The organism is Barnesiella intestinihominis YIT 11860, from assembly GCF_000296465.1.
GTDB classification, from domain to species: domain Bacteria; phylum Bacteroidota; class Bacteroidia; order Bacteroidales; family Barnesiellaceae; genus Barnesiella; species Barnesiella intestinihominis.
Genome location: NZ_JH815203.1, coordinates 954,095 through 975,442, shown reverse-complemented (window position 1 = coordinate 975,442; position 21,348 = coordinate 954,095). Strand labels below are relative to the sequence as shown.

The 21,348-nt window shown below is 46.3% G+C and carries 14 protein-coding genes; 5 read left to right on the top strand and 9 right to left on the bottom strand.

Annotated features, from left to right (window positions below; all coding sequences use genetic code 11):
* Positions 1 to 207 precede the first annotated feature (207 nt).
* Positions 208 to 690, bottom strand: a complete 483-nt coding sequence (cdd, locus tag HMPREF9448_RS03980; RefSeq protein ID WP_008861305.1) for a cytidine deaminase — start codon at positions 688 to 690, stop codon at positions 208 to 210.
* A 128-nt stretch (positions 691 to 818) separates the two neighbouring features.
* Between cdd and HMPREF9448_RS03975 the strand changes: the two genes are divergently transcribed.
* Positions 819 to 1,718 carry a glucosaminidase domain-containing protein gene (locus HMPREF9448_RS03975; RefSeq protein WP_008861304.1) on the top strand — a complete coding sequence of 300 codons (900 nt, stop codon included), beginning with the start codon at positions 819 to 821 and terminating at the stop codon, positions 1,716 to 1,718.
* Between the two features lie 56 nt (positions 1,719 to 1,774).
* Here the strand turns inward: HMPREF9448_RS03975 and HMPREF9448_RS03970 are convergent, their stop codons facing one another.
* The 3 genes from HMPREF9448_RS03970 to HMPREF9448_RS03960 all read right to left on the bottom strand — a co-directional run bounded on the left by HMPREF9448_RS03970 (position 1,775) and on the right by HMPREF9448_RS03960 (position 6,971).
* On the bottom strand, positions 1,775 to 2,533 hold the full coding sequence (locus tag HMPREF9448_RS03970) for an exodeoxyribonuclease III (RefSeq protein WP_008861303.1): 759 nt from the start codon (positions 2,531 to 2,533) through the stop codon (positions 1,775 to 1,777).
* Between the two features lie 1,130 nt (positions 2,534 to 3,663).
* Positions 3,664 to 5,631 carry a PorE family type IX secretion system protein gene (porE, locus tag HMPREF9448_RS03965; protein ID WP_008861301.1) on the bottom strand — a complete coding sequence of 656 codons (1,968 nt, stop codon included), beginning with the start codon at positions 5,629 to 5,631 and terminating at the stop codon, positions 3,664 to 3,666.
* 122 nt (positions 5,632 to 5,753) lie between these two features.
* Positions 5,754 to 6,971, bottom strand: coding sequence for an S-adenosylmethionine:tRNA ribosyltransferase-isomerase (locus HMPREF9448_RS03960; protein WP_008861300.1), 1,218 nt, complete (start codon positions 6,969 to 6,971; stop codon positions 5,754 to 5,756).
* A gap of 114 nt (positions 6,972 to 7,085) precedes the next feature.
* Between HMPREF9448_RS03960 and HMPREF9448_RS03955 the strand changes: the two genes are divergently transcribed.
* On the top strand, positions 7,086 to 8,147 hold the full coding sequence (locus HMPREF9448_RS03955) for a DUF2027 domain-containing protein (protein WP_008861299.1): 1,062 nt from the start codon (positions 7,086 to 7,088) through the stop codon (positions 8,145 to 8,147).
* 427 nt (positions 8,148 to 8,574) lie between these two features.
* Here HMPREF9448_RS03955 and HMPREF9448_RS03950 read toward each other — a convergent pair whose 3' ends face one another.
* The 5 genes from HMPREF9448_RS03950 to HMPREF9448_RS14610 form a co-directional block, all read right to left on the bottom strand.
* Positions 8,575 to 11,382, bottom strand: a complete 2,808-nt coding sequence (locus HMPREF9448_RS03950) for a TonB-dependent receptor (RefSeq protein WP_040295872.1) — start codon at positions 11,380 to 11,382, stop codon at positions 8,575 to 8,577.
* Between the two features lie 309 nt (positions 11,383 to 11,691).
* Positions 11,692 to 13,071, bottom strand: coding sequence for a glycosyltransferase family 39 protein (locus HMPREF9448_RS03945; protein WP_008861297.1), 1,380 nt, complete (start codon positions 13,069 to 13,071; stop codon positions 11,692 to 11,694).
* Positions 13,072 to 13,076: 5 nt separating this feature from the next.
* Positions 13,077 to 13,649, bottom strand: coding sequence for a hypothetical protein (locus tag HMPREF9448_RS03940; RefSeq protein WP_008861296.1), 573 nt, complete (start codon positions 13,647 to 13,649; stop codon positions 13,077 to 13,079).
* A complete protein-coding gene (locus HMPREF9448_RS03935; protein WP_008861295.1) occupies positions 13,646 to 14,377 on the bottom strand; it encodes a glycosyltransferase family 2 protein in 732 nt (243 codons plus the stop codon). The genes HMPREF9448_RS03940 and HMPREF9448_RS03935 overlap by 4 nt, the downstream gene beginning before the upstream one ends.
* A 434-nt stretch (positions 14,378 to 14,811) precedes the next feature.
* The gene (locus tag HMPREF9448_RS14610; RefSeq protein WP_155012054.1) at positions 14,812 to 14,991 is read right to left on the bottom strand and encodes a hypothetical protein; all 180 of its coding nucleotides are present in this window, start codon (positions 14,989 to 14,991) and stop codon (positions 14,812 to 14,814) included.
* A 349-nt stretch (positions 14,992 to 15,340) separates the two neighbouring features.
* On the opposite strand from HMPREF9448_RS14610, the gene HMPREF9448_RS03925 reads away from it, so the two are divergent.
* The 3 genes from HMPREF9448_RS03925 to HMPREF9448_RS03915 all read left to right on the top strand — a co-directional run bounded on the left by HMPREF9448_RS03925 (position 15,341) and on the right by HMPREF9448_RS03915 (position 21,137).
* Entirely contained in the window at positions 15,341 to 17,167 is a 1,827-nt protein-coding gene (locus HMPREF9448_RS03925; protein WP_040295870.1) for an ABC transporter ATP-binding protein, read from the top strand.
* A gap of 551 nt (positions 17,168 to 17,718) precedes the next feature.
* Complete coding sequence (locus tag HMPREF9448_RS03920; protein ID WP_157260334.1) at positions 17,719 to 19,038, top strand: T9SS type A sorting domain-containing protein; 1,320 nt, start codon at positions 17,719 to 17,721, stop codon at positions 19,036 to 19,038.
* A gap of 77 nt (positions 19,039 to 19,115) precedes the next feature.
* Positions 19,116 to 21,137, top strand: a complete 2,022-nt coding sequence (locus tag HMPREF9448_RS03915) for a S8 family serine peptidase (RefSeq protein ID WP_083855836.1) — start codon at positions 19,116 to 19,118, stop codon at positions 21,135 to 21,137.
* Positions 21,138 to 21,348 lie beyond the last annotated feature (211 nt).

The following is a 21,348-nucleotide window of genomic DNA, read 5'->3' as shown; positions in this document are numbered from 1 at the left end:
TGCCGAACCGCATCCGATATTCTACAAATATAGTGAAAGGAGAGCGCAGAGGCAAACGGAAATCACATTTCTGGATTGATTATGCCGAACCATATCTTATATATTCTACAAATATAGGAAAAGAAGAAGGCAAGATAAAATGAACAAATCTATTTTTCATACCTAGTTGCCCTCTATATTTTGAAATATACAAAATTTTTCCGTACCCTATTCCGGCAAATCGCTTTTCCCGAAGCAGAGAGGCAGCAGACTCCGTATGGACTCTACGATATAAATTTCTTTTTTGCCGTAGAGATAAATGCGCATCGGCTGGTTGTAGCGTTCCTCTGTTTCGAGAATTACCTGCCGGCAAGCACCACAGGGTGCTGTGGGGTGGTCGATGAAATCCCCGCTGGTTTGAGCGGCGATAGCCAACGCCTCTACGGGCAAATTGGGATATTGAGAGTTGGCATAGAATAGAGTAGTCCGTTCCGCGCAAATTCCTGACGGGTAAGCGGCATTTTCCTGATTGCTTCCCGTGATGACGGTTCCTCCCGATAATAGGGCGGCAGCACCTACTTGAAAGCGAGAGTAGGGCGAATAAGACCGGTTTGTTGCCTCTTTGGCGGCGTCGATCAACTTTTTCTCCTCTTCGTTTAGCTCATCATACGAACAAACGATTATCTTTGTGGTGATGTTCCGGTTTTCCATAACTGTAATTAAGTCGGTTCTATATTTGTGTTTACAAATATAGCGAAAGGTGAGTGCAGAGGCAAATAAAAAACAAATTTTGAGAGAACCGGATTTCTTGTCGTTTATTTTTAAGTATTGAGCGAATTATGAAACTACGATTCATCATATCCTTGCTTGCGTTGACTCTCTCGTTTTCGCAACTCTCGGCACAACGTAAAAATAAGGCCTATCTCGATTATATCGAGAAATACAGTTCATTAGCGGTAAAACATCAAAAGCAGTATGGCATACCGGCCAGTATTACACTGGCACAAGGGTTGCTCGAATCGGGAGCCGGTCGTAGCGAATTGGCCCGTATGTCCAACAACCATTTCGGTATCAAATGTCATAGCGATTGGAAGGGGAAGAGGGTTTATTACGACGATGATAAGAAAGACGATTGTTTCCGTAAATATAATAAACCGGAAGATTCGTTTGAAGATCATGCCCGTTTCTTAAAGAGAGCTCGCTATGCTTCTCTTTTCGAATTGAAAGTGACCGATTACCGGGGGTGGGCGAAAGGTTTGAAGCGCTGCGGGTATGCCACCGATAAGTCGTATGCCAATAAGTTGATTCAGACCATCGAGCTTTACGAACTTTATAAATACGACCGCCGTAGTTTCAAGCCTATTCGGGCGAAAGACCTTTTACCCGTTATCGTAGCCAATCCGCATCCCGTTTATCGTTCGTGGGGATTGCTTTATGTCGAGGCTCGCGACGGCGACTCGCTCGAATCCATAGCGAAGGAATTCGGTTTCTCGGTGAAAAAACTGGCGAAGTACAACGAAGTTCCCAAAGACTATCCGTTGGAGGCCGGCGACATTGTCTATCTCGAAAAGAAAAAGAAGAAAGCCGAGAAAGGCTATGACTTCTGTATCGTCCGTTCAGGAGACTCTATGCACACCATTGCGCAACGATACGGTATCCAGTTGAAAAATCTCTATAAGATGAACAAACTCCCGGACGATTATACCCCTTCGGTGGGCGATACTCTGCGACTGCGGTAGATAGTAAATGCGACATTCACTATCGTTTGAGAAGTTGTTTAGAGGTATATGTATGATTATAAATCGATTTCCAACTCCACGGGACAATGGTCCGAGCCGAAAATTTCCGTGTGTATTTTCGCACTGCACAATTTCTCGTTGAGCGATGCGGAGGCAAGAAAATAATCGATACGCCAGCCGGCGTTTTTTTCTCTCGCTTTGAATCGGTAAGACCACCACGAATAGATGTCTTTTTGGTTAGGATAGAAATAGCGGAATGTATCGGTGAATCCGGCAGACAGTAGTTGGGTGAATTTATAGCGCTCTTCATCGGTAAATCCGGCGTTTTTCCGGTTCGTTTTGGGATTTTTCAAATCGATTTCTTGGTGAGCCACGTTCAGGTCGCCGCATACGATGACCGGCTTTTGGGTTTTCAGTTGTTTCAAGAAGTGCAGAAAATCATCTTCCCATGTCATACGGTATTCAAGTCGTTTTAATCCTTCTTGCGAGTTGGGAGTATAGACATTTACCAAGAAGAAATCTTCCATTTCGAGAGTAATGATACGGCCCTCACGGTCGTGTTCTGTTCTATCCATGCCGTAACTGACACTGATGGGTTGAAGTCGGGTAAAGACAGCTGTTCCCGAATATCCTTTCTTTTCGGCATAGTTCCAATAAGACTGGTAACCGTCGAATTGCAAATCCAGTTGTCCCGCCTGCATTTTCGTCTCTTGCAGACAGAAGAAGTCGGCATCCAATTGCCTGAATATATCGGTGAATCCTTTGTCGTAACAAGCACGTAGCCCGTTGACATTCCAAGATATGAGTTTCAGCATAGTGGTTTTTCTATTGTGATTGAGAACAAAAATACAATTTAATTGCTATTCATGCGAAATCGACCGTAAAAATTATTGTAGTCCGATAAAAGAATAGTGTCCCTCGTTCGGGTTGTTACCATATATTTTCGGTAGCATCGCTAATAAATGTCTGTTGAAATCTTTCCTTTGTCATTTTTCCTGTTGGATAACAAGGATTGCAAATTCGTATAGAGGGAGAATGACTTTCGATAGGTTCCGTTTCTGCAAGGGGGAATATAGGGGGAACCCCACGAAACAAAGAGGAACCCCCAAAGGACTGTTCAAAGCAACTCTTTTACCCTCCTCCCTGCCGTTTCCCGTGGCATTGCGGAGTGTCGTGCAACAATAGAAGAGAAATGCACAAAACTATCCTTATGCCAAAACATAAAATGCCTCTTTCAATCCTCTCCCCCCTGTGTTTCCGTAAGGGAATATAGGGGGAGTGCCCGCAGGGCGAGGGGGTTAAACACAATAGTAGAACAAAAGTATGAAACTCCACCCCCTGCCGTGTCCCGTGGCATTACGGGGTGTCGCCCAGCAATAGGGGGAGAAAAACAAACACGATACACAGGAAAGTATTATCTTCCTCCCCTGTGTTTTGCAACGCAAAATATAGGGGAGGTGTCACGGAAGTGACGGAGGGGTTAAAACAGTATAGCAGTGTTTTTGAATGGTTTCTATACTCTTTTCTTGCCGTTTCTCGTAGCATTACGAGGTATTTCAGTTCTCATTATCGAAGATATTTAAACCTCCTCTCCTGCCGTGTTCCGTAGTATTACGGGGTGTTTTGCAGCGCAAAATATAGGGGAGGTGTCACGAAGAGACCGGAATGTATTTGTCGACAAGCACATTCATCGCTAAAATACATGGTTTACCCCACGGATTTTCTGCTGAACTTAAAGAGGACTGTGAAATTAAGAAGCTGTTTTAAATTTATTCCGAGACAGATTGAGACCTATGTTGAAGCAGATTGGAGTCCGAGATATGCAGTCAATAGCGGGCTATTGACAAAAATCAAGGGATTCTAGATGCGAGACAGGGGCTCAATATGGCCGGAACATACCTGCTTGCAATGATAATATTATTTCTCAATAAATTTAAAACAGCTTCTAATATAAGTTCCACGTAATAGAGAGGACTTGAAACTCAGTACGCCGGTTTATCTGGTTGGCTATTTCTTGATCTTCGGGAGAGAGCCCGTTGATATATTTTTCATCGAGTACATCGCCTTCTTTAAATTGCGGATATTGTGTGGCGAGTTTTTTAGTGATGACTTTGGGACGGCTTTCCCCATAGCCTTTCGGTTGCAGACGGTCGGGATTAATGCCCGATTTGATAAGGTAGTCTACTACCGAGCGGGCACGGCGGTCCGACAATCGCAAATTGTACTGCTCCGACCCTTTTAAATCGGTGTGTGCACCCAATTCGATAGATACGTTGGGATTGTCGTTCAACATCTTTACCAATTCGTTTAGCGAAGTTTCCGATTCGGGACGTAAAGTCGCTCGGTCGAAGTCATAAAATATGTTTTCGATGAGAATAGGTTTACTGATAGATGCCAGTACGAAGTTAACACCGTATTCGGCATCGGCCTCTTCGTTGTCCGAGATAAATTCTTGTTTTGAATTCAGATAGCCTCGGCAGCTGGCCAGCATGACATAGTGCACTCCCCGGTCGAGTTTGAAGCGGAAACTGCCGTCTTTTCGGGCAAATTCTTTTTGGTTCGATCCGTCGTTACCCACGATACGGATAATTGCATCGGGCACGGGTTCATCGTCCTTGTCGATGACTGTGCCGCTTATCCATACGCTTATCGACGGAAGCTCGAAACTGTATATGTTGTCATATCCGCGTCCGTCTCCGCGGTTCGATGAAAAAAATCCGCTTTCTTCTTCCCCGAAAGTAATGCCGAAATCGTCGGCCTGCGAATTGATGGGAGCCTTCATATTCTCGATTTGCCAGAAGCCCGAGTCGTTCATTCTCGCTTTGAAAATATCCAGTCCTCCCATACCGGGGTGACCGTCCGATGAAAAATAAAGGTCGCCGTTCGACCGGATATAGGGGAACATTTCGTCGCCCGGTGTATTGATTTGTACACCTAAATTTTCGAGAGTACCCTCTTTCTCGGTTAACGATATACGCCAGATGTCCTTCCCTCCATAACCGCCCGGCATGTCCGACACGAAATAAAGGAATTCTCCATCGGGTGATACCGCCGGGTGGCCGAATGCCGATAGGGTGTCGGCCGTTATTTCGTATTTTTGCGGGGCGCTCCATTGTGCGCCGGTGCGGGTGGAAGTATAGATTTCTACCGATGTGTCGGCGTTAGGCTCGCGACGAGCTTTGGTCAGATACATGGTCGTACCGTCGGGACTGAAACTGATTACACCCTCGTCGTCTTCTGTGTTTACGTCACCCTCTATGGGTTCGGGCTTTTGCCAAGCTCCCCGCTCGTTTTTTTTAGAGAAAAATAGATCGCAGTTTTTGGTTCCGGTGATACCGCTTTTATTCTTGCCCAATGCCTTTTCGGTAGACGAGGAGAAATAAACTTGGTCGAAATCTTCTCCTAAAAACATCGGTGCGAAATCGCTCCGTCGAGAGTTGAACATGGTCGCTTTTTTTACGACATACCGTGTAGGCGTTTTCTTCCATTGCTGGGCTAAGTTGCAACCCCGTATTCCGTTTTTGGCGAGACTGCTTTGCGGATTCGTTTCCAAATAGGCTTGGTAATTCTTGATAGCTTCTTTGTATTTCCCTTCGTACTGTTGGCTGCGGGCTAAATAAAACAGAGCCATGCTGTCGGGGTAGTCGTATCGGATTGCATTCTGGTAGGCGGCAGAACTTCGCGGAGCCATGTTGATGCGGCGGTAACACTCGGCCATTTTGAAGGCGATTTCTCCTCGCAGTTTCCGCTCTTTACGGGGATTCGTCTTGCTGTATACTTTACGGTAAGTCTGGGCGGCATCATAAAATTCACCCCGGGCATACTGTTCGTTGGCGACACTTAGTTTCGCCCCCGAACATGACACCAGCAATGCGGCTGTCGCCAATCCCCAAAGTACCGTTTTTATTTTCATGTATCTTATTGAATACAACCGACGATAAGCGGACGGCCTTTCGTCCGTTTTTATCCTGTACCGATCTATTATAGATACGTTTTTTCCCCCGTTTTATTGTGTTTGCACTCTATGGAACTGGCTTATGGCAGTAATAGCGAACTGTCTCCGTAGCTGAGAAACCTGAAATCGTGACTCAGTGCATAGTCGTATATTTCTCTCCATCGTCCGTTTACGAATGCCGAGACTAACAGTAGTAAAGTGCTCTGAGGTTGATGGAAATTGGTGATCATTCCCTGCACGATGTGATAGCGGTATCCCGGCGCAATGATAATCTGGGTGGCAGTTACCAATCGGTCCATATTCCGGCGGTCGAGATATTCGACGATGTTGCGGAGCGATTGTCGCGAGTCTATTTCTTCGCTTCCGTCGTATGGTTGCCATTGCCCCACGGAGAGAGAGTCCGGTAAAATGTTCGGGTTATGTTCCAACATTTTCCCGATGTAGTAGAGGCTTTCGAGCGTTCGTACCGAAGTGGTTCCCACAGCGATCACCCGGCGGTCGGTACGGCTCAGCTCATCGATGAGGTTGCGGCTCACCGAGATATATTCGGTGTGCATCTCGTGCCCTTCGAGAGTTTCGCTTTTTACCGGTTTGAATGTACCGGCTCCCACGTGTAAAGTCAGTTCGAGAGTGGGTATGTTCTTTTCTTTCAGTTTGTTCAGTACTTCCGGAGTAAAATGTAGTCCGGCGGTCGGTGCGGCCACCGAACCCTCTATTTTCGAATAAACGGTTTGGTAGGTCGTTTTGTCGCTCTCTTCCGTTTCCCGGTTCAGATAGGGGGGAATGGGCAATTCTCCCGCATGGTCGAGCAGTGTGGCGAAGGTTACATCGGAGTCGTCCCACGAAAAATGCACCTCGTGCGCATTACCGTGCGGCAATCCTCGTTCGGCACGGAAGTTTACGGTTTTACCATCGATGTTCACCGATTGGGTCAGCACGCCGTTTTTCCATTTTTTCAGGTTTCCCACGAGGCACAGCCACGAGCACGAGCCGGTCGATTGGAACGAGAGGGAATATTCGTGCGGTTCGAGTGGTTCGAGGCAGAACACCTCGATGAGCGCACCCGTCTCTTTTCTGAAATGCAAGCGGGCTTGTATCACCCGGGTATTGTTGAATACCAGCAGACTATCCGCCGGCAATACCTTCGGTAGTTCGTGAAATCGGTGTTCCTCGATTTCTCCTTTTCGGTAAACCAGCAATTTCGAGTCGTCTCGCTTGGACAGAGGAAATTTAGCGATACGTTCGTCGGGTAGCGGATAATTGAAATCTTCGATACGAATATTCTGAGTTTTTTGCATAATCTGTTTTGAATATCGTGCAAAAATAAGCAACTTTGCCGAATATAGCACGGTTTGCCACAGCGAAATCGCATGTCGGTACAACGGTGCGGTCGATATTAAAATGATGAAATTATGGTAAAAGTTGGCGATAGAGTCCGTTACCTCAATGCTGTTGGGGGCGGAGTCGTGGTAAGAATAGCGAAAGATATAGCTTATGTCGATGAGGACGGGTTTGAGACTCCCGTACTGGCACGGGAGTGCGTCGTTGTGGAACCGGCGGAACCTGTGAAAAAAGCCGCTTCTGTTCCAGCCTCGAAAGTCGTGACGGTTCCTTCGGTAGAAAAGGCATATGCTCCCGAGGAAGACGATGAAGATTTGTTCGCTGTGGAGGAACGACCCGAAGGAGAAAAGTTGAATATAGCTCTTGCCTATATCCCCGACGAAAGCAAACATCTCAATACGACCCGCTTTTCCTGTTATTTGGTAAATGACAGTAATTACTATCTCTATTTCTCGTACCTCAGCCGGGACGATGAGGGGTGGCGTACCCGTTATGCCGGTATGGTAGAGCCGAATATACAAGTTATGCTCGAAGAGTTCGGACAGGAAGATGTCAATTCGCTCGAACGTATCTGTATTCAATACATCGCTTTCAAAAAGGATAAGCATTTCTCGTTGAAAAGTCCTGTCGCTGTGGAGTATCGTTTGGATACTACCAAATTTTACAAGTTGCACACGTTCCGCGAGAGTCTCTATTTCGATGAGCCTTCGTGGACGCTCGATATCGTGAAGAACGATATGCCCGTGCGTCCTGTGGTGTTCGATGCTTCTGACCTCGAAAGAGCCATGAAGATGAAAAAGAGTACCGATATGCCCCTTCGTAAACCGGTTGTCAAACATGCCGAAAAAACGGTTATTGTGGAGGTAGACCTCCACGCCTCCGCACTTCTTGATACGACAGCGGGGCTTACCAGTTCCGAAATACTCGACTACCAGTTGGGGAAAGTCAGGGAGACCCTCGATCAATATCGCCATGCAAAGGGGCGTAAAATCGTTTTCATTCACGGCAAGGGTGAAGGCGTATTACGCAATGCTCTCTTGAAAGAGATTCGCGACAAGTACAAGAACTGCTCTTGTCAGGATGCCTCGTTCCGGGAATATGGTTTCGGAGCGACTATGGTTACTGTACATTAGGCAATCGGTTGTGTAATTGATTTTGTAAGAAGTATATATGAAAAAATTACTTTCACATATACCCTCCTCCCTGCCGTGTCCCGTAATACTACGGGACACGGCAGGAGAGAAGAACAAACACGATATATAGGAAAGTATTACCCTCCTCCTCTGTGTTTTGCACAGCAAAATATAGGAGAGGTGTCCGCAGGACGGAGGGGTTAAATAAATATCCACAACAGAGAAAACACATCAAGGTATCGACACTCTTCCCCTGCTCATTGTAGATGAGATAGGGGGAGTGCCCGCAGGACGAGGGGGTTAAATTCTACGATCAAAGATTTCTATCTTTTTTACCCCGTCTCCTAAGAGACCTGAACATGGCTATCAACAAAGATTTCATCGTTAAAATTCATGTTTATCCTCACCGATTTTCTACTGAGCCGTTTTACCAACGTCTCCCTCCCGGACGACCCGGGTGTCCCGGCGGTGGTCCATATCCGCGAGGCCCTCGGTCGAAACGATCCATATCGGGTTTCTTATCGCCGAATGTATTGAATCGATAGGTGAAGGTTATCAATCCATAAGTATCGAGTGTGTTATATTCCACATCTTGGATATAGTTACCCGTGACGGTTCGTCGTATGCTGTTCCTTTGTCCCAAGATGTCGTACACCTTCAAAGCGATGGTGGCGTTTTTCCCTTTCAGGAATTGATAAGAAGCCTGTGCGTTCCACAACCAGCTCTCTGTATTGTATCCGGCAGAATATCCGGCAGATCCGCTGTAAGTTATATCGGTTCCTAATGTTATCGACCACGGCAGATAGCCGTTTACATTGAATGTGCCTCCGTAATTATGGGTGCTTTGATCGTTCCGACTTTGCATACTGTTGGTTGCCAAAGCATAACGATAGTTTCCCCGAAGTTCGGCATCGAAATAATCCGATCGGAATGCCAATCCTAAATTTTCTACGGCATTGAACGAACCGGCATCGTTACGGACACCGTTATTATAACCTACGCTGTTACTGTAACTGACTCTGCTGAAACTGTTTAATTGCCAGTGCTTGTTTCGAAAAGGGGTGCTATACATAAACATTCCGGCGGCATTCCATACCCCGTTTACGTTGCGATAGGTTGTCCGTTGTCCTCCGGTTTGGGAATCATACGTAGTCTCCGAGATGATGCTGTTGGTCGTGAATCCTCCGTTGACCATAGCCATGATAGCTCTCTGGGTCTTCTCGTCATAGTCGTTGAAACGGGCGCGGAACCAGTTTTGAAAAGCCGGTTTCAGTTCGGGATTACCCACGACGATACGCAAGGGATCCGAACGGTCTTCGACCGGTTGCAACTGGTTCATCGACGGTTGGGACGAGTAGCCCCGGTAGTCGATACGCAAGGAGCGTTGTTTTCCCATTTTGTAGCGGTAACGCAGATAGGGTGCTACGTTGAATACCGTGCGCTTGGATATATTACGGTCGCTGTTTATCAAGTCGATAGATTGAGAACTCGAAGGGACGGCAGCCACCCCGATATCGTAGGTATAATTGGCCGTCACTTGCTTGAATCCGATTTGTGCTCGGTGTGAATAGTAATCGTTACGGAAACTGTTGCTCAGCTCATCGTTTCGCACCGTGTCGTAAGGTATGGCGAAAGGATCGTTCAAGATGTCATAAGTATATTTGTCGGCATTATTGAAACTGGCTTGAAACCGATAGGAAAATGTTAGGAAACGTCCTTTCTTCACGTCGCCCAACGGTTCTGTCCAAGTAAACCGTGCACCGTAGCCATTGCTCCACGTGTGATTGTCGTCCATTTGGTCGAGCGTACTGTCTTTGTCGAGCATGTAATATTTATAGAGGGCTTTGGTCCACCCGTCCTCTTTTGTGTCGCTATAACTATATTGCGCTTGTATACTGAACGAGCGTCCCGGACGGTTACGGAATTTATGATTATAAATCAATTCGCCCGATAAATCATACCCTGTACCCTTATTGTGGTTGTCGCTTTCGCTGAAATTTACTTTACTGCGGGCTATGTCGCCGGCAGTAGTAAGAGCCGAATCATAGCTGTCCGATTTGGAAAGAGCCACGGAAAATCTCGGACGGAATTCGAGTGTATTCAGAGAGTCTATTTCCCAATGTAGTCTGAAATTTCCTCTGATGTTTTGCCCGTTGTCTTTCATTTTGTTATACCCGCTGTAATACGAGGTACTGTCTTCGAACATGTTTTGCCGTTCGGTGCGTTGCAAAACGTCTCGATTACTGTTGTTGTAACTGACATCTCCGCCGACTCGGAACGCATCTCCCTTACCGACATTGAAGTTTACCCCTACATTGTGACTGGTGTTGATACCGTTCATGCCCCCGAATCGGCGAAACCGGCTTCCGCCCATATCGGTGAATCCCATATTGTTCGTGTTGTTCGAACCTGCAAGGATAGTCACTTGGTTGTCACCGAAGAAATGGTTGAGCATAGCCCCGGCCTCATATCGTCCGTCCAGACCGTATCCGCCTGTTACATTACCGAACCAACCGTGTTTCATACCCTCTTTTATAGTCAGGTTGATAACAGTTTCCTCCTCCCCGTCATCGACTCCGGTCAAGCGGGCTAGGTCCGATTTTCGGTCTACGACTTGCAGCTTTTCGATGATGTCCACGGGCAGGTTTTTGGTAGCCACTTTGGGGTCGTCCGAGAAGAACTCTTTACCGTCCACTAATATTTTGGTAATTTCCTTTCCCGCATGGGTTATTTTTCCCTCGCTATCCACCTCGACGCCCGGCAGTTTTTTCAACAAATCCTCGACGACAGAATTGGGCTGTGTTTTATAAGAGTCGGCATTAAACTCCACAGTGTCTTCTTTAACTACCACTTCGGGAGCTTTACCCACCACTACGGCTTCCTGCAACAATACATCGTTGCTACCCAATAGAACATCTCCCAAATTTCTTCGGGGCTGCCCTTTCGATAGCTGCACGGGTTCGTATGCGGTTCTATATCCCAAGAACGAAAATGCGGCAATATAACTCCCCGCTTTCGGGACTTTCAGAGAAAATGTTCCGTTGTCTTTGCTGGAAATCCCAGTAACGAATGTGCTGTCTTTCGCCGATAACAACCGGATACTCACCTGTGGTAATGGCAGATTGTCGTTTTTGTCTTTAACGATACCCGAAATTGTAAATTGTGCCGCTACGCTCTGCGCGATGGACGATAAAAAAATACACAGAAATAGGGCAATAAAACCTCTCTTATTCATCTTAAAAAAAATCAATCTATTGATCACAACGTTTATAAGACCTTGACACCCCGCCAAAGTTTAAATGCCCACTCGCTTTTTTACATTTTTTAGGCTAATATTTAGAAGATGTTTTAAATTTATTCCGAGACAGATTGAGACCTATGTTTGAAGCAGATTGGAGTCCGAGATATGCAGTCAATAGCGGGCTATTGACAAAAATCAAGGGATTCAAGATGCGAGACAGGGGCTCAATATGGCCGGAACATACCTGCTTGCAATGATAATATTATTCTCAATAAATTTAAAACAGCTTCTTAAATCCGTGTCTTATTTTAGCGATAGAAATCGCTCTATGTATTCCGAACCTTTTCGGGCTATTTGTGTGGTGGCAGCGAAATACCAGCACATCGGTACGAAGCAGAAAAAGAATCGTTTTGCCGAATAGGCCAATACGTTTTGTATGGAATCCCATACGTAGTCCACGTGGTAAACGACGAGTCCGTAGAATACGATGCTCAGTACAATCATTCCCAATAAAGCGAGGTTGTCTTTCCTTTTAATCATGAACCAGCTGTTCCCGAGAATAAAAATGGCGAATACCGAGAATGTCCAGCCATAATATATGGGATTGGTAAACAGAGCCCAAAAGCCGTTTACGATCAATCCCGCTTTCTCCCCGTCCCAGAACAGGCGGGTAATAGCCATGCCTTCGGTATATAAGCCACCGATTTTCATGTAAATAAACCAGATAATGGCCGGGAGCAGGGACAATCCGGTAAAGTACAATCCTTTTCGGTAACTCTTGCGGCGTATGCAATCGATCAGCAATATCACACAAGCCGCGCCGATGAATACGATACCCTCGTTTCGACACCACATATTGGAGCCCAACAATAACGCCCCTGCATACAATTCGTCGTCGTTGCGGCTGCGTAGCCAACTGGCGGTATAAGCGATACCCAGCCCTGCGAAAATGGCTTGCATGACGTTGGTGGTCGATAACGACGAGAATGCGAGCATTTCGGGAGCCATCATCATAAACAGAGTAGACAGTGCGGCGACGGTTTTCCCGGTATTTCGTCTCAAAATTCCGTAGAAAGCAATGACAAAGAACAAATACATCAACGCCGGTATCGACTTCGATGTTTCGGCTCCTAATATATAGACGTATGCATAGCTCATTTGTACGAAAGGAGCGTATGCTATGCTACCTCCGGCGCGGTGTATCGAGGGATTGTAATCGGCATCGAACAAGCTCATGCGCATATACGTGTGGTCTTGTGCCGCCACGAAACCTAAGGTGTCGAATGCCGCGAGGCTGTCCCGGTCGCTGGGAGGGAAAAACATGCATTTCGAGAAATTCATGTATTCGCAATAACCGATGAGTATGATGAGCAATACCCATACCAAGTTGGCTTGTTTCCAGTCATCGAGCATAGCCGAGGTGATACGGAAACTTTCGAATCCTCGGTAATGGGCTACGATAAACATCAATAGGGCGAATGTTACGGCTCCTGCTGATAAAACCGAAAAACTGGTCAGGGGAATATGCATTAAGTCGAGCAAAGCCATCACGACGGTTTGCAGCGTCATACCCAGAGGGAAAGACAATCCTATGCGTTCGGTCCACGAAAAACGCGTCCCGATGACTCCTGTTAATAAAAGACCCGACAGGCAAGTCAATATGATTCCTGATACTACTAACATGATGGTTACGGTTTTAGGTGCATGGGCAATACGGCATGAGGCGCTTTTTGTTCAACCTCGTAGTCGAGATATTCGTATCCGCGACCGTTGACGATAGCTACATGGGTGATTTTCTCGCTCCAAGGAGTTTTACCCAACTCCGATGGGATAATGACTCGGCGCGGATATAAGAACCGGATAGCCCATAGTTTGTTATAAGGTTCGCCCGAGAATATACGTTCTTCTCCTTCGGGGTAAAAAGCCTCTTTTCCCGGTAACAAGATAACGGCGTTTTCGGGAGTGCTCTCTTTCACGTACCGCAGATACACATGAGAAAGTCCCAGCTTCATTTCAAAGCGGTTGTCTGTCGTCGTACGGGAGTAATGACGTATAGTCTCCAAGTTTTTTTGAAGCATGTTGTATGCCCAGTTGTAACCCGGTTGTACGTCGAGGACGAATTTGTTTAGCAGAAACAGGACGATGACAACGGCAAAAATGTTCTTTGCTACCCATGAAAAAGAGATTCCCTCTTTTTGAGGCGTTGCAGTACCCTTCTTGGTGGAAGGTGTGTTTTTTTTGCTTGTGGTGCTATTTTTCATGATTCGGGTATTTTCCAGAAACGATATTTCAACAGCGTGCCTATCGCTTTCAAACCGTCGCTCAGACGCAGTTTTTTCCCCTCTTCGATAGAGCGGGGATAATAACGAATGGGCACTTCTTTGATTTTGTAGCCCAGTCTCGAAACTTTTGCCGTCACTTCGGGACAAAATTCGAATCCCTCGCAGTCGAGAGGAATCGATTTCAGCAAATCGGCGGTGAACATTTTGTAACAAGTGGGTTCGTCGGTGATGTGCTGACGATAAAGAATGTTGGTCATTACCGATAAAAATTTCCCGCCCAGTTGATAACTGAAATAAGTATGTGAATTTTCCTCTGCTAAAAATCGGGAGCCATATACCACATGGTATTCGCCCGATAAAAGAAAAGGAAGCATTTTCTTGAAATCGTTCGGATCGAGTTCGAGGTCGGCATCCTGCATGACGATATAATCGCCCGTTACGGCTCGTATGCCCGTGCGGACGGCCATGCCTTTCCCATAATTCCTTTCGTGCTTCAAGTAAACGATAGGAGCGTCGGCATGGCGGGCGATAAAATCTTCGACGATTTGTTCTGTCGAATCGGTCGAGCAGTCGTTCACCACGATCAACTCCCTTTCGATGCCGGTCCCTAGATCGGCATCGAGTACCCGTTGCAGCAGTTTTGCAATAGTCTTTTCCTCGTTATATGCGGGAATGATAATCGATAAAGTGTGCACGGCTTCGCCCATAATTCGCTATCGGTAAAAATAAGATAAACGAAAATGACGGCTTGGCCGTCTTTTGATGTGACGATAAGCCTATTTTCGCAATCCGTGCAAAAATATTATAATAATTTTGCCTGTGCAAGATTTTATTTCGAAAGAATCGGAAACAAGTGCTTTCATAGAGGCGAAGGCCGTGGCATTGATTTATTGCCTTATAAAGAAGAACGATATATTTCATCTTTCTGAAATGAGAAAACAAGAATTACATTATCCTCCTCCCCTGTGTTTTGCTGTGCAAAATATAGGGGAGGTGTCACGCAGTGACGGAGGGGTTGGAAAATACCGGCAGTGGAGGTGACAGAGTCAGGTCTCCTCTCCCTCTTGCTCATCGTAGATGTGATAGGAGAGGTGACTTGTAGAGCCGGTGAGGTTAAAGAAACAGGGAAGAGGTGTAAAATTTATCCTTGTGTCGAAATGGGAATTACCATTTTAATCTTTTCTCCTTGTTGTATTGTGGCATTGCTGGATATTTCATACTCCTTCCTTAGAATAGCGAGGGATTGGAATGACATCATTGGTGTGGTATTTAAAACCTCCTCCCTGCCGTGTCCCGTAGCCTTACGGGGGTGTTTTGCCATGCAAAATATAGGGGAGGTGTCACGCAGTGACGGAGGGGTTGGAAAATACTGGCAGTGGAGGTGGCAGAAGTCAGGACTCCTCTCCCTCTGCTCATCACAGATGAGATTGGGGGAGTGCCCGTAGGGCGAGGGGGTTAAAGAAATACCCGCAGTAGAAACAGAGACAGGCATTAACCTCTTCCCCTTTCGAGGTGTCTCCGAAAGAAAAGTACAATAGCTATTCCCCGGAAAAATGCTCTTTGTCGGGTCGGTTGGAAACTTTTTGAGCTCCTGTTTCTGCTATCTTTGTATTTGTGTTATCTTTGCAGCCGTAAACTGCTCGGTCCTTTCCGGGCTCAATATGTGAAGCATGAAAGATTTTTTTTCCATACTCCGGCGATTTGTGCCCCCCTATAAATATTACCTTGCCCTCAACATCTTTTTCAATATTTTGGCGTCGGTCTTGACGCTTTTCTCGTTTGCCCTTATCATTCCTATATTGGAAATATTGTTCAAGCTCAAACAGGCCTCTTATACTTTTATGGAATGGGGGTCGGGTTCCATTAAAGATGTGGCGATAAATAATTTCTATTATTACATTACAACCATAATCGATGAAAAAGGAGCCGGTTTCGCCCTGCTGATATTGGGCGTTTTTTTAATGGTGATGACCTTTTTCAAGACAGCCGCTACCTATTTGAGCTCCTATTTCATGATACCGCTTCGGTCGGGAATCGTGCGCGACATTCGCAATTATGTGTATGAAAAAGTAGTGAGTCTGCCTATCGGCTTTTTCACCAGTGAGAAGAAAGGCGATGTCATGGCCCGTATGTCGGGAGATGTAGGAGAGATAGAAAATTCGATAATGGCATCGCTCGATATGATGTTCAAGAATCCCATTATGATTATTGTCTGTCTGGCGACCATGTTCGCCATTAGTTGGCAGCTTACTCTTTTTGTCTTGATTCTGCTTCCTACGGCAGGATACATTATGGGACAAGTGGGTAAGAAACTGAAACGTCGTTCTCTCGAAGGGCAGAATCAATGGGGGTTGTTGATGTCTATCATAGAGGAGACTTTGGGCGGGTTGCGCATTGTCAAGGCCTTCAATGCCGAGGATAAAATGATAAAATGGTTTCACGACGATAACAATCGTTTTTATCGCATATCCAATCGAATCAACCGCCGGCAGTCGTTGGCGCATCCCATGAGCGAATTTTTAGGCACGTGTACCATTTGTATCGTCCTTTGGTATGGCGGCTCGCTCATCTTGTCGGGAACGAGCAGTATCGATGCCGCTTCGTTCATTTACTATCTGGTTATTTTTTACAGCATTATCAATCCGGCGAAAGATTTGTCCAAAGCCGCTTACTCCATACAGAAAGGGTTAGCATCTATGGTGAGGGTCGATCTTATTCTGTCGGCGGTGAATCCCATACAAGACCCGAAGAATCCGGTAGAATTGAAGGAAATGAAAGAGGGGATAGAATATCGGGGAGTCTCTTTCCGGTATAGTACCGAAAATGTCGTGAAGCACGTCGACCTTTCCATTAAAAAGGGACAGACGGTCGCTCTCGTAGGGCAGTCCGGTTCCGGAAAATCTACGATGGCCGACCTTTTACCACGCTTTTACGACGTGAATGAAGGGGGAATTTACATCGACGGAATCAATATCAAAGATTTCAGAGTGCACGATTTGCGGGGATTGATGGGAAATGTCAATCAAGAAGCCATTCTCTTTAACGATTCTTTCTACAACAATATAACCTTCGGGGTGGAAAACGCGACGATGGAGCAAGTCATCGAAGCGGCAAAAATCGCCAATGCGCACGATTTCATCATGGCGACCGAACAAGGATACGATACTTGCATTGGCGACCGGGGAAGCCGTCTTTCGGGAGGGCAGCGACAACGTGTGAGCATAGCCCGTGCTATTCTGAAAAATCCTCCTATCCTTATTCTCGACGAAGCGACCTCGGCTCTCGATACCGAGTCAGAACGGCTGGTACAGGAGGCTTTGGAGAACCTTATGCGTAATCGCACTACGCTGGTAATAGCTCACCGTCTTTCCACGATAAAAGATGCCGATTTAATTTGCGTCATGCACGAAGGCGAAATTGTGGAACGGGGTCGTCATGACGAATTGATAAAACTCGACCGCTATTATAAACGCTTGGTCGATATGCAGAAATTCTGAAACGTTTCGGAAAAGATACGCCGAAGAGCCTCCTCTCGGTAACCTCTTCGGCATCACTCATTTCGAGATTAATCGATTACCTTTTTGTATGTCCCTTCCGGTAAAGCCGTTTTATCCATAATATTCTGTTGTGGAGTGTCTTGTCGTTTTGTAATACAGGGCAAGTAGAAATTGTGCGTGGGTGGATATGGAACTCGTATGGCTTGTCGTTGATAAAATAAATTCCACAGAAAACTTTTTTGATTTTTATTCAAAGTATTTATTAAGATTGGCTTTTGAAAAATAAAAGCAATATTTATATATTATTATAATGATAAAACTTTCGTTTTCTTTCTTGTATATTAATATTATTTTATATAACTTGCCTTCGCTTATAAAAATAAGATCGGTCTGGCTTTATTCCATAATTTGATATAGGCCGATAAAGTTGTTAGAAATTCGAATATAAAATATTGATATTCAAATTGATATTATCTAAAATGCTGGTTAAGAATCAAATAGTTTGTTGAGCTATATTTTTACAAATATTATACATAAACTAAATTTAAATTATGATGAAAAATTTCTACAAAAAGCTATCGTTTGTAATGGTTATGGGCATCTCTCTTTCAAGTTATGCCGCATGGAACGGTGATGCAACTGCTTGGACACAGGGCGATGGTTCGGAACAAAATCCGTTCTTGATAGAGAACGAGGCGCAACTGTCGCATTTGCAGCAAACGGTGACAGCCGGTGAAACCTATCAAGGAAAATTTTTCCGCTTGACAGCCGATTTAGACATGGGTGGCAAGCAAATGCCTTCGATTGGTAACTATAATGACTATACGACACAAGAGAATCCCGAGTTGGTCAGAGAGTCAAAAGTATTCCGTGGAACTTTCGATGGCGATTTCCATACCATCGATAATCTCACAATCGTAAATAATAATGCCGATGTCAATCTCGGTGGGGTGGGACTTTTTGCAGTCTCTTATCCCGAAACCCACATCTGTAATCTCACTCTCGGGCAGGGTGTTACCGTTGAAGGTAGTGAATTCGACAATGTAGGCGGTTTTATCGGTTATAGTTCGGGTGGCAAGGTGGAAAATTGCCGCTTCATGGGTTTGGTGAACGGGGGCAGTATGAACGCTGGGGGTATCGTGGGTGTTGCCGAGACGACTGTGACAATCTCTGGTTGTGTAAATACCGGTAGGTTGGTAGGGCATTCGTTTGCTGGTGGTATTGCTGGGACTGTCAGTATATCGAAAGTTCAAAACTGTTATTCTTCGGCTACAATTTCGTGCCCATCGGCCTATTGGGTGGCTGGTATTGTTGGTTGGGCCGAGCAATCCACAGTCTACAACTGTTATGCTATCGGTTCCATCGAGGCGGAAGTCGGTTCGTCTTTCTTGCCCGGTAAAAGCCCCATTTGTGCAGAATTGGAAAAATCTTCGGCTTCCGATTGTTACTATGTCGAAGCGCTCACCGGCTGTAAGCCTTTGAGCGAGCAGACCGGTGTGACCGCTGTTACGGAGGAAGAAATGAAAGCTGCCGATATGATTGCTAAACTTAATGCCAATCTGTCTGCTAATGCGTGGGGGGTAGGGGCCGACGGCTTCCCGGCTCTTCTGTGGGAAATCGACGGAACGGGCAGTATCGAGTCTGTCGGTGCGACAGCTGGAATTGAGATTGTTAAAGAGGGCGACCGCTTGGTGATTGTATCGGCAACAGGTGAAAAAGCCCGCCTCAGTGTTTACGATATTACCGGTAAAGCGATTGTGACGACTGTTGTCACCGATGGCGATTGCATTACGGTGTCCAGTAAGGGAGTGTGTATAGCCACGCTTGTTACAGACGGTGGTAATTGCACGACCCGTAAATTTTTGTTCTAAAAAGTAACGAGAAAGTGAAGGGGAATCGCATGCTATCGGTTCCCCTTGCGCTCTCTGCATTATAATATTATCGACTTATGATAATGCGAAAAAAAATTACATGTATGGTTGCGGCTGCGTTGGCCTTTATGGCTTCGGCGCAGCCGTTTCAATCGATATATTACCCTTCGAAGCTCACCGCTTCCACGATTACCCGTGTTCATCGGACAGCATCGGCTTTGCGAGCTTCCGATGAGAATATACATGCCATAGTGAGACTTTGCGACGAGGCCGACCTCGACAGGCTTGCTGCGGACTATGGAGTGGCTTTCAATGTGGTGACGGGTAACTTGGCTACGGCAGTAATCCCGATGAGCGCATTGGTGGATTTCGCCGAAGATCCCGATGTCGAGAATGTTGATGCCGGAAACAGTGTGAAAGCCATGACCGATCTTGCGAGGGAATATTCTCATGTGGATGCTCTTCATGTAGGTCTTCCCGATTTCCCTCGCAGTTTCACGGGAAAGGGCGTGCTGATAGGAGTGATTGATACGGGTTTTGATTTCATGCACCCTGCATTTCGCGATGCCGAGGGCAATAGTCGCATTATTCATGTATGGGATCAGAGCGGTAGGAACGGAAACGCTTCTTCTATGGGATACGGTGTGGTATTCGATACCCCGGAACTGATTCGCTCTGCGGCTCATGATGTTTCGAGAGACACTCATGGTACTCATGTGGCTGCGATTGCAGCCTCCTCGGCCGATGTGTATAAAGGTATGGCGCCGGAGTCCGACATTGTGGTAGTGGCGACCGACAAGAGCGAATCCGGAATTATAGATGCCCTTGCCTATCTGCTCGATTATGCCGAGAAAGAGAAGAAACCGATGGCTATAAATCTCAGCATGGGTACGGTCATAGGCTTCAAAGATGGGACTGATCCTATCGCGTCGATGATTGACGAGCTGCTCGACAAAAGCGGCAAAAAATGCCTTATGGCGATTGCGGCCGGTAACGAGGGGCATCGCAACTCCACGATTGTGACCGAGGCCACGGGGCAGGGTGAGGTGATTAACACATCGTTTACTCCGCCATCGCACATGCGCGAAAATATCTTTATCGGGTGTTCGACCACATCTGCATTTCAAGTGACCCTCTCGTTGGTAGGTAGCGATGGAGTCGCTTTTGAAACTTCGATTAGCTCCGATGTTTCCGAATCGGTAAGTCACGAGAATATAACCGGCGAAAAAGACTATTCGCTCGTCACGCTTTCCCCTATGAAAGATGCCGATGGTTTGCAGCGCGGTGTGAGCATCAACCTCTATGCCCCGTTGAAAGACGGGCAGAAATGGAAACTCTCAGTGACGGGCGCTGCCGGAAAATACATTGCATGTTGCGATTACGGAGAACTTGATAACGGCTCCAACGCGAGCACGATGGCGGCGACCGCTTGTGGGCAAATTCCCATATCGGTGGGTGCTTATGTGTCGCGAGACAAGTTTACCAATTTACAAGGTACGGAACGAAGTTCCGATTGGACTGTGGGCGAGAGGTATCCCCTTTCCGGTATGGGTCCCGCATTTGATGGACGCGATAAGCCCGATGTGCTTGCACCGGGTGCACACATAATTTCGGCGATTAATAATTATGCGGCATCTTATAATGTAAATCGCGAAGACTTGGCTTATACCGAGGTCGATGCCTTGATTCCCGGGCGTACCAATTATTGGGGGGCAATGTGCGGGACATCGATGGCGACGCCGGTAGTCACCGGCATTATGGCATTGTGGTTGCAAGCCAATCCTCGGCTCGACTTCGATCACGTGCGAAAGCTCATCGGCTCCCCCGGATCTCACATCGATGCCAAAACCGGTATGGAGTCGCTGTTGGCAGGGGTAGAGCTACCGAAAAGCAAAAACACCGTGCCCTATATTTACAATCCCTTCACACGCAGTATCGCTATTATCGGTGAAGGAGTCGTTTGTGTAGAGGTGTTTGCTGTCGACGGTACTGTTTTAAAGAGGAAAAATCGGCCCGTGGAGCCTGTTCATATCCCCGAAGGAGCTATGCGCATTGTGCGTATAACCACTTCGACAGGCTCGCATATCTTGAAAATATGATGCTGCACGGTGTGCTCTCTGTCGAGAAGCCCGCTTGCGAGGATATATCGCATGGTTATGGGAGAAAATATTTATTGGAGAGGCAAGAAAAGGATATTCTTGCAATGGGGTGAAATTCAATTTTGAAAAGATAACCTTTCGGTTGGGATTTGGGGGGCAGTCTCAAAGTCAATAGAAAGAGCCGTATTAAACTCCGTTTTCTTCCTTTTCG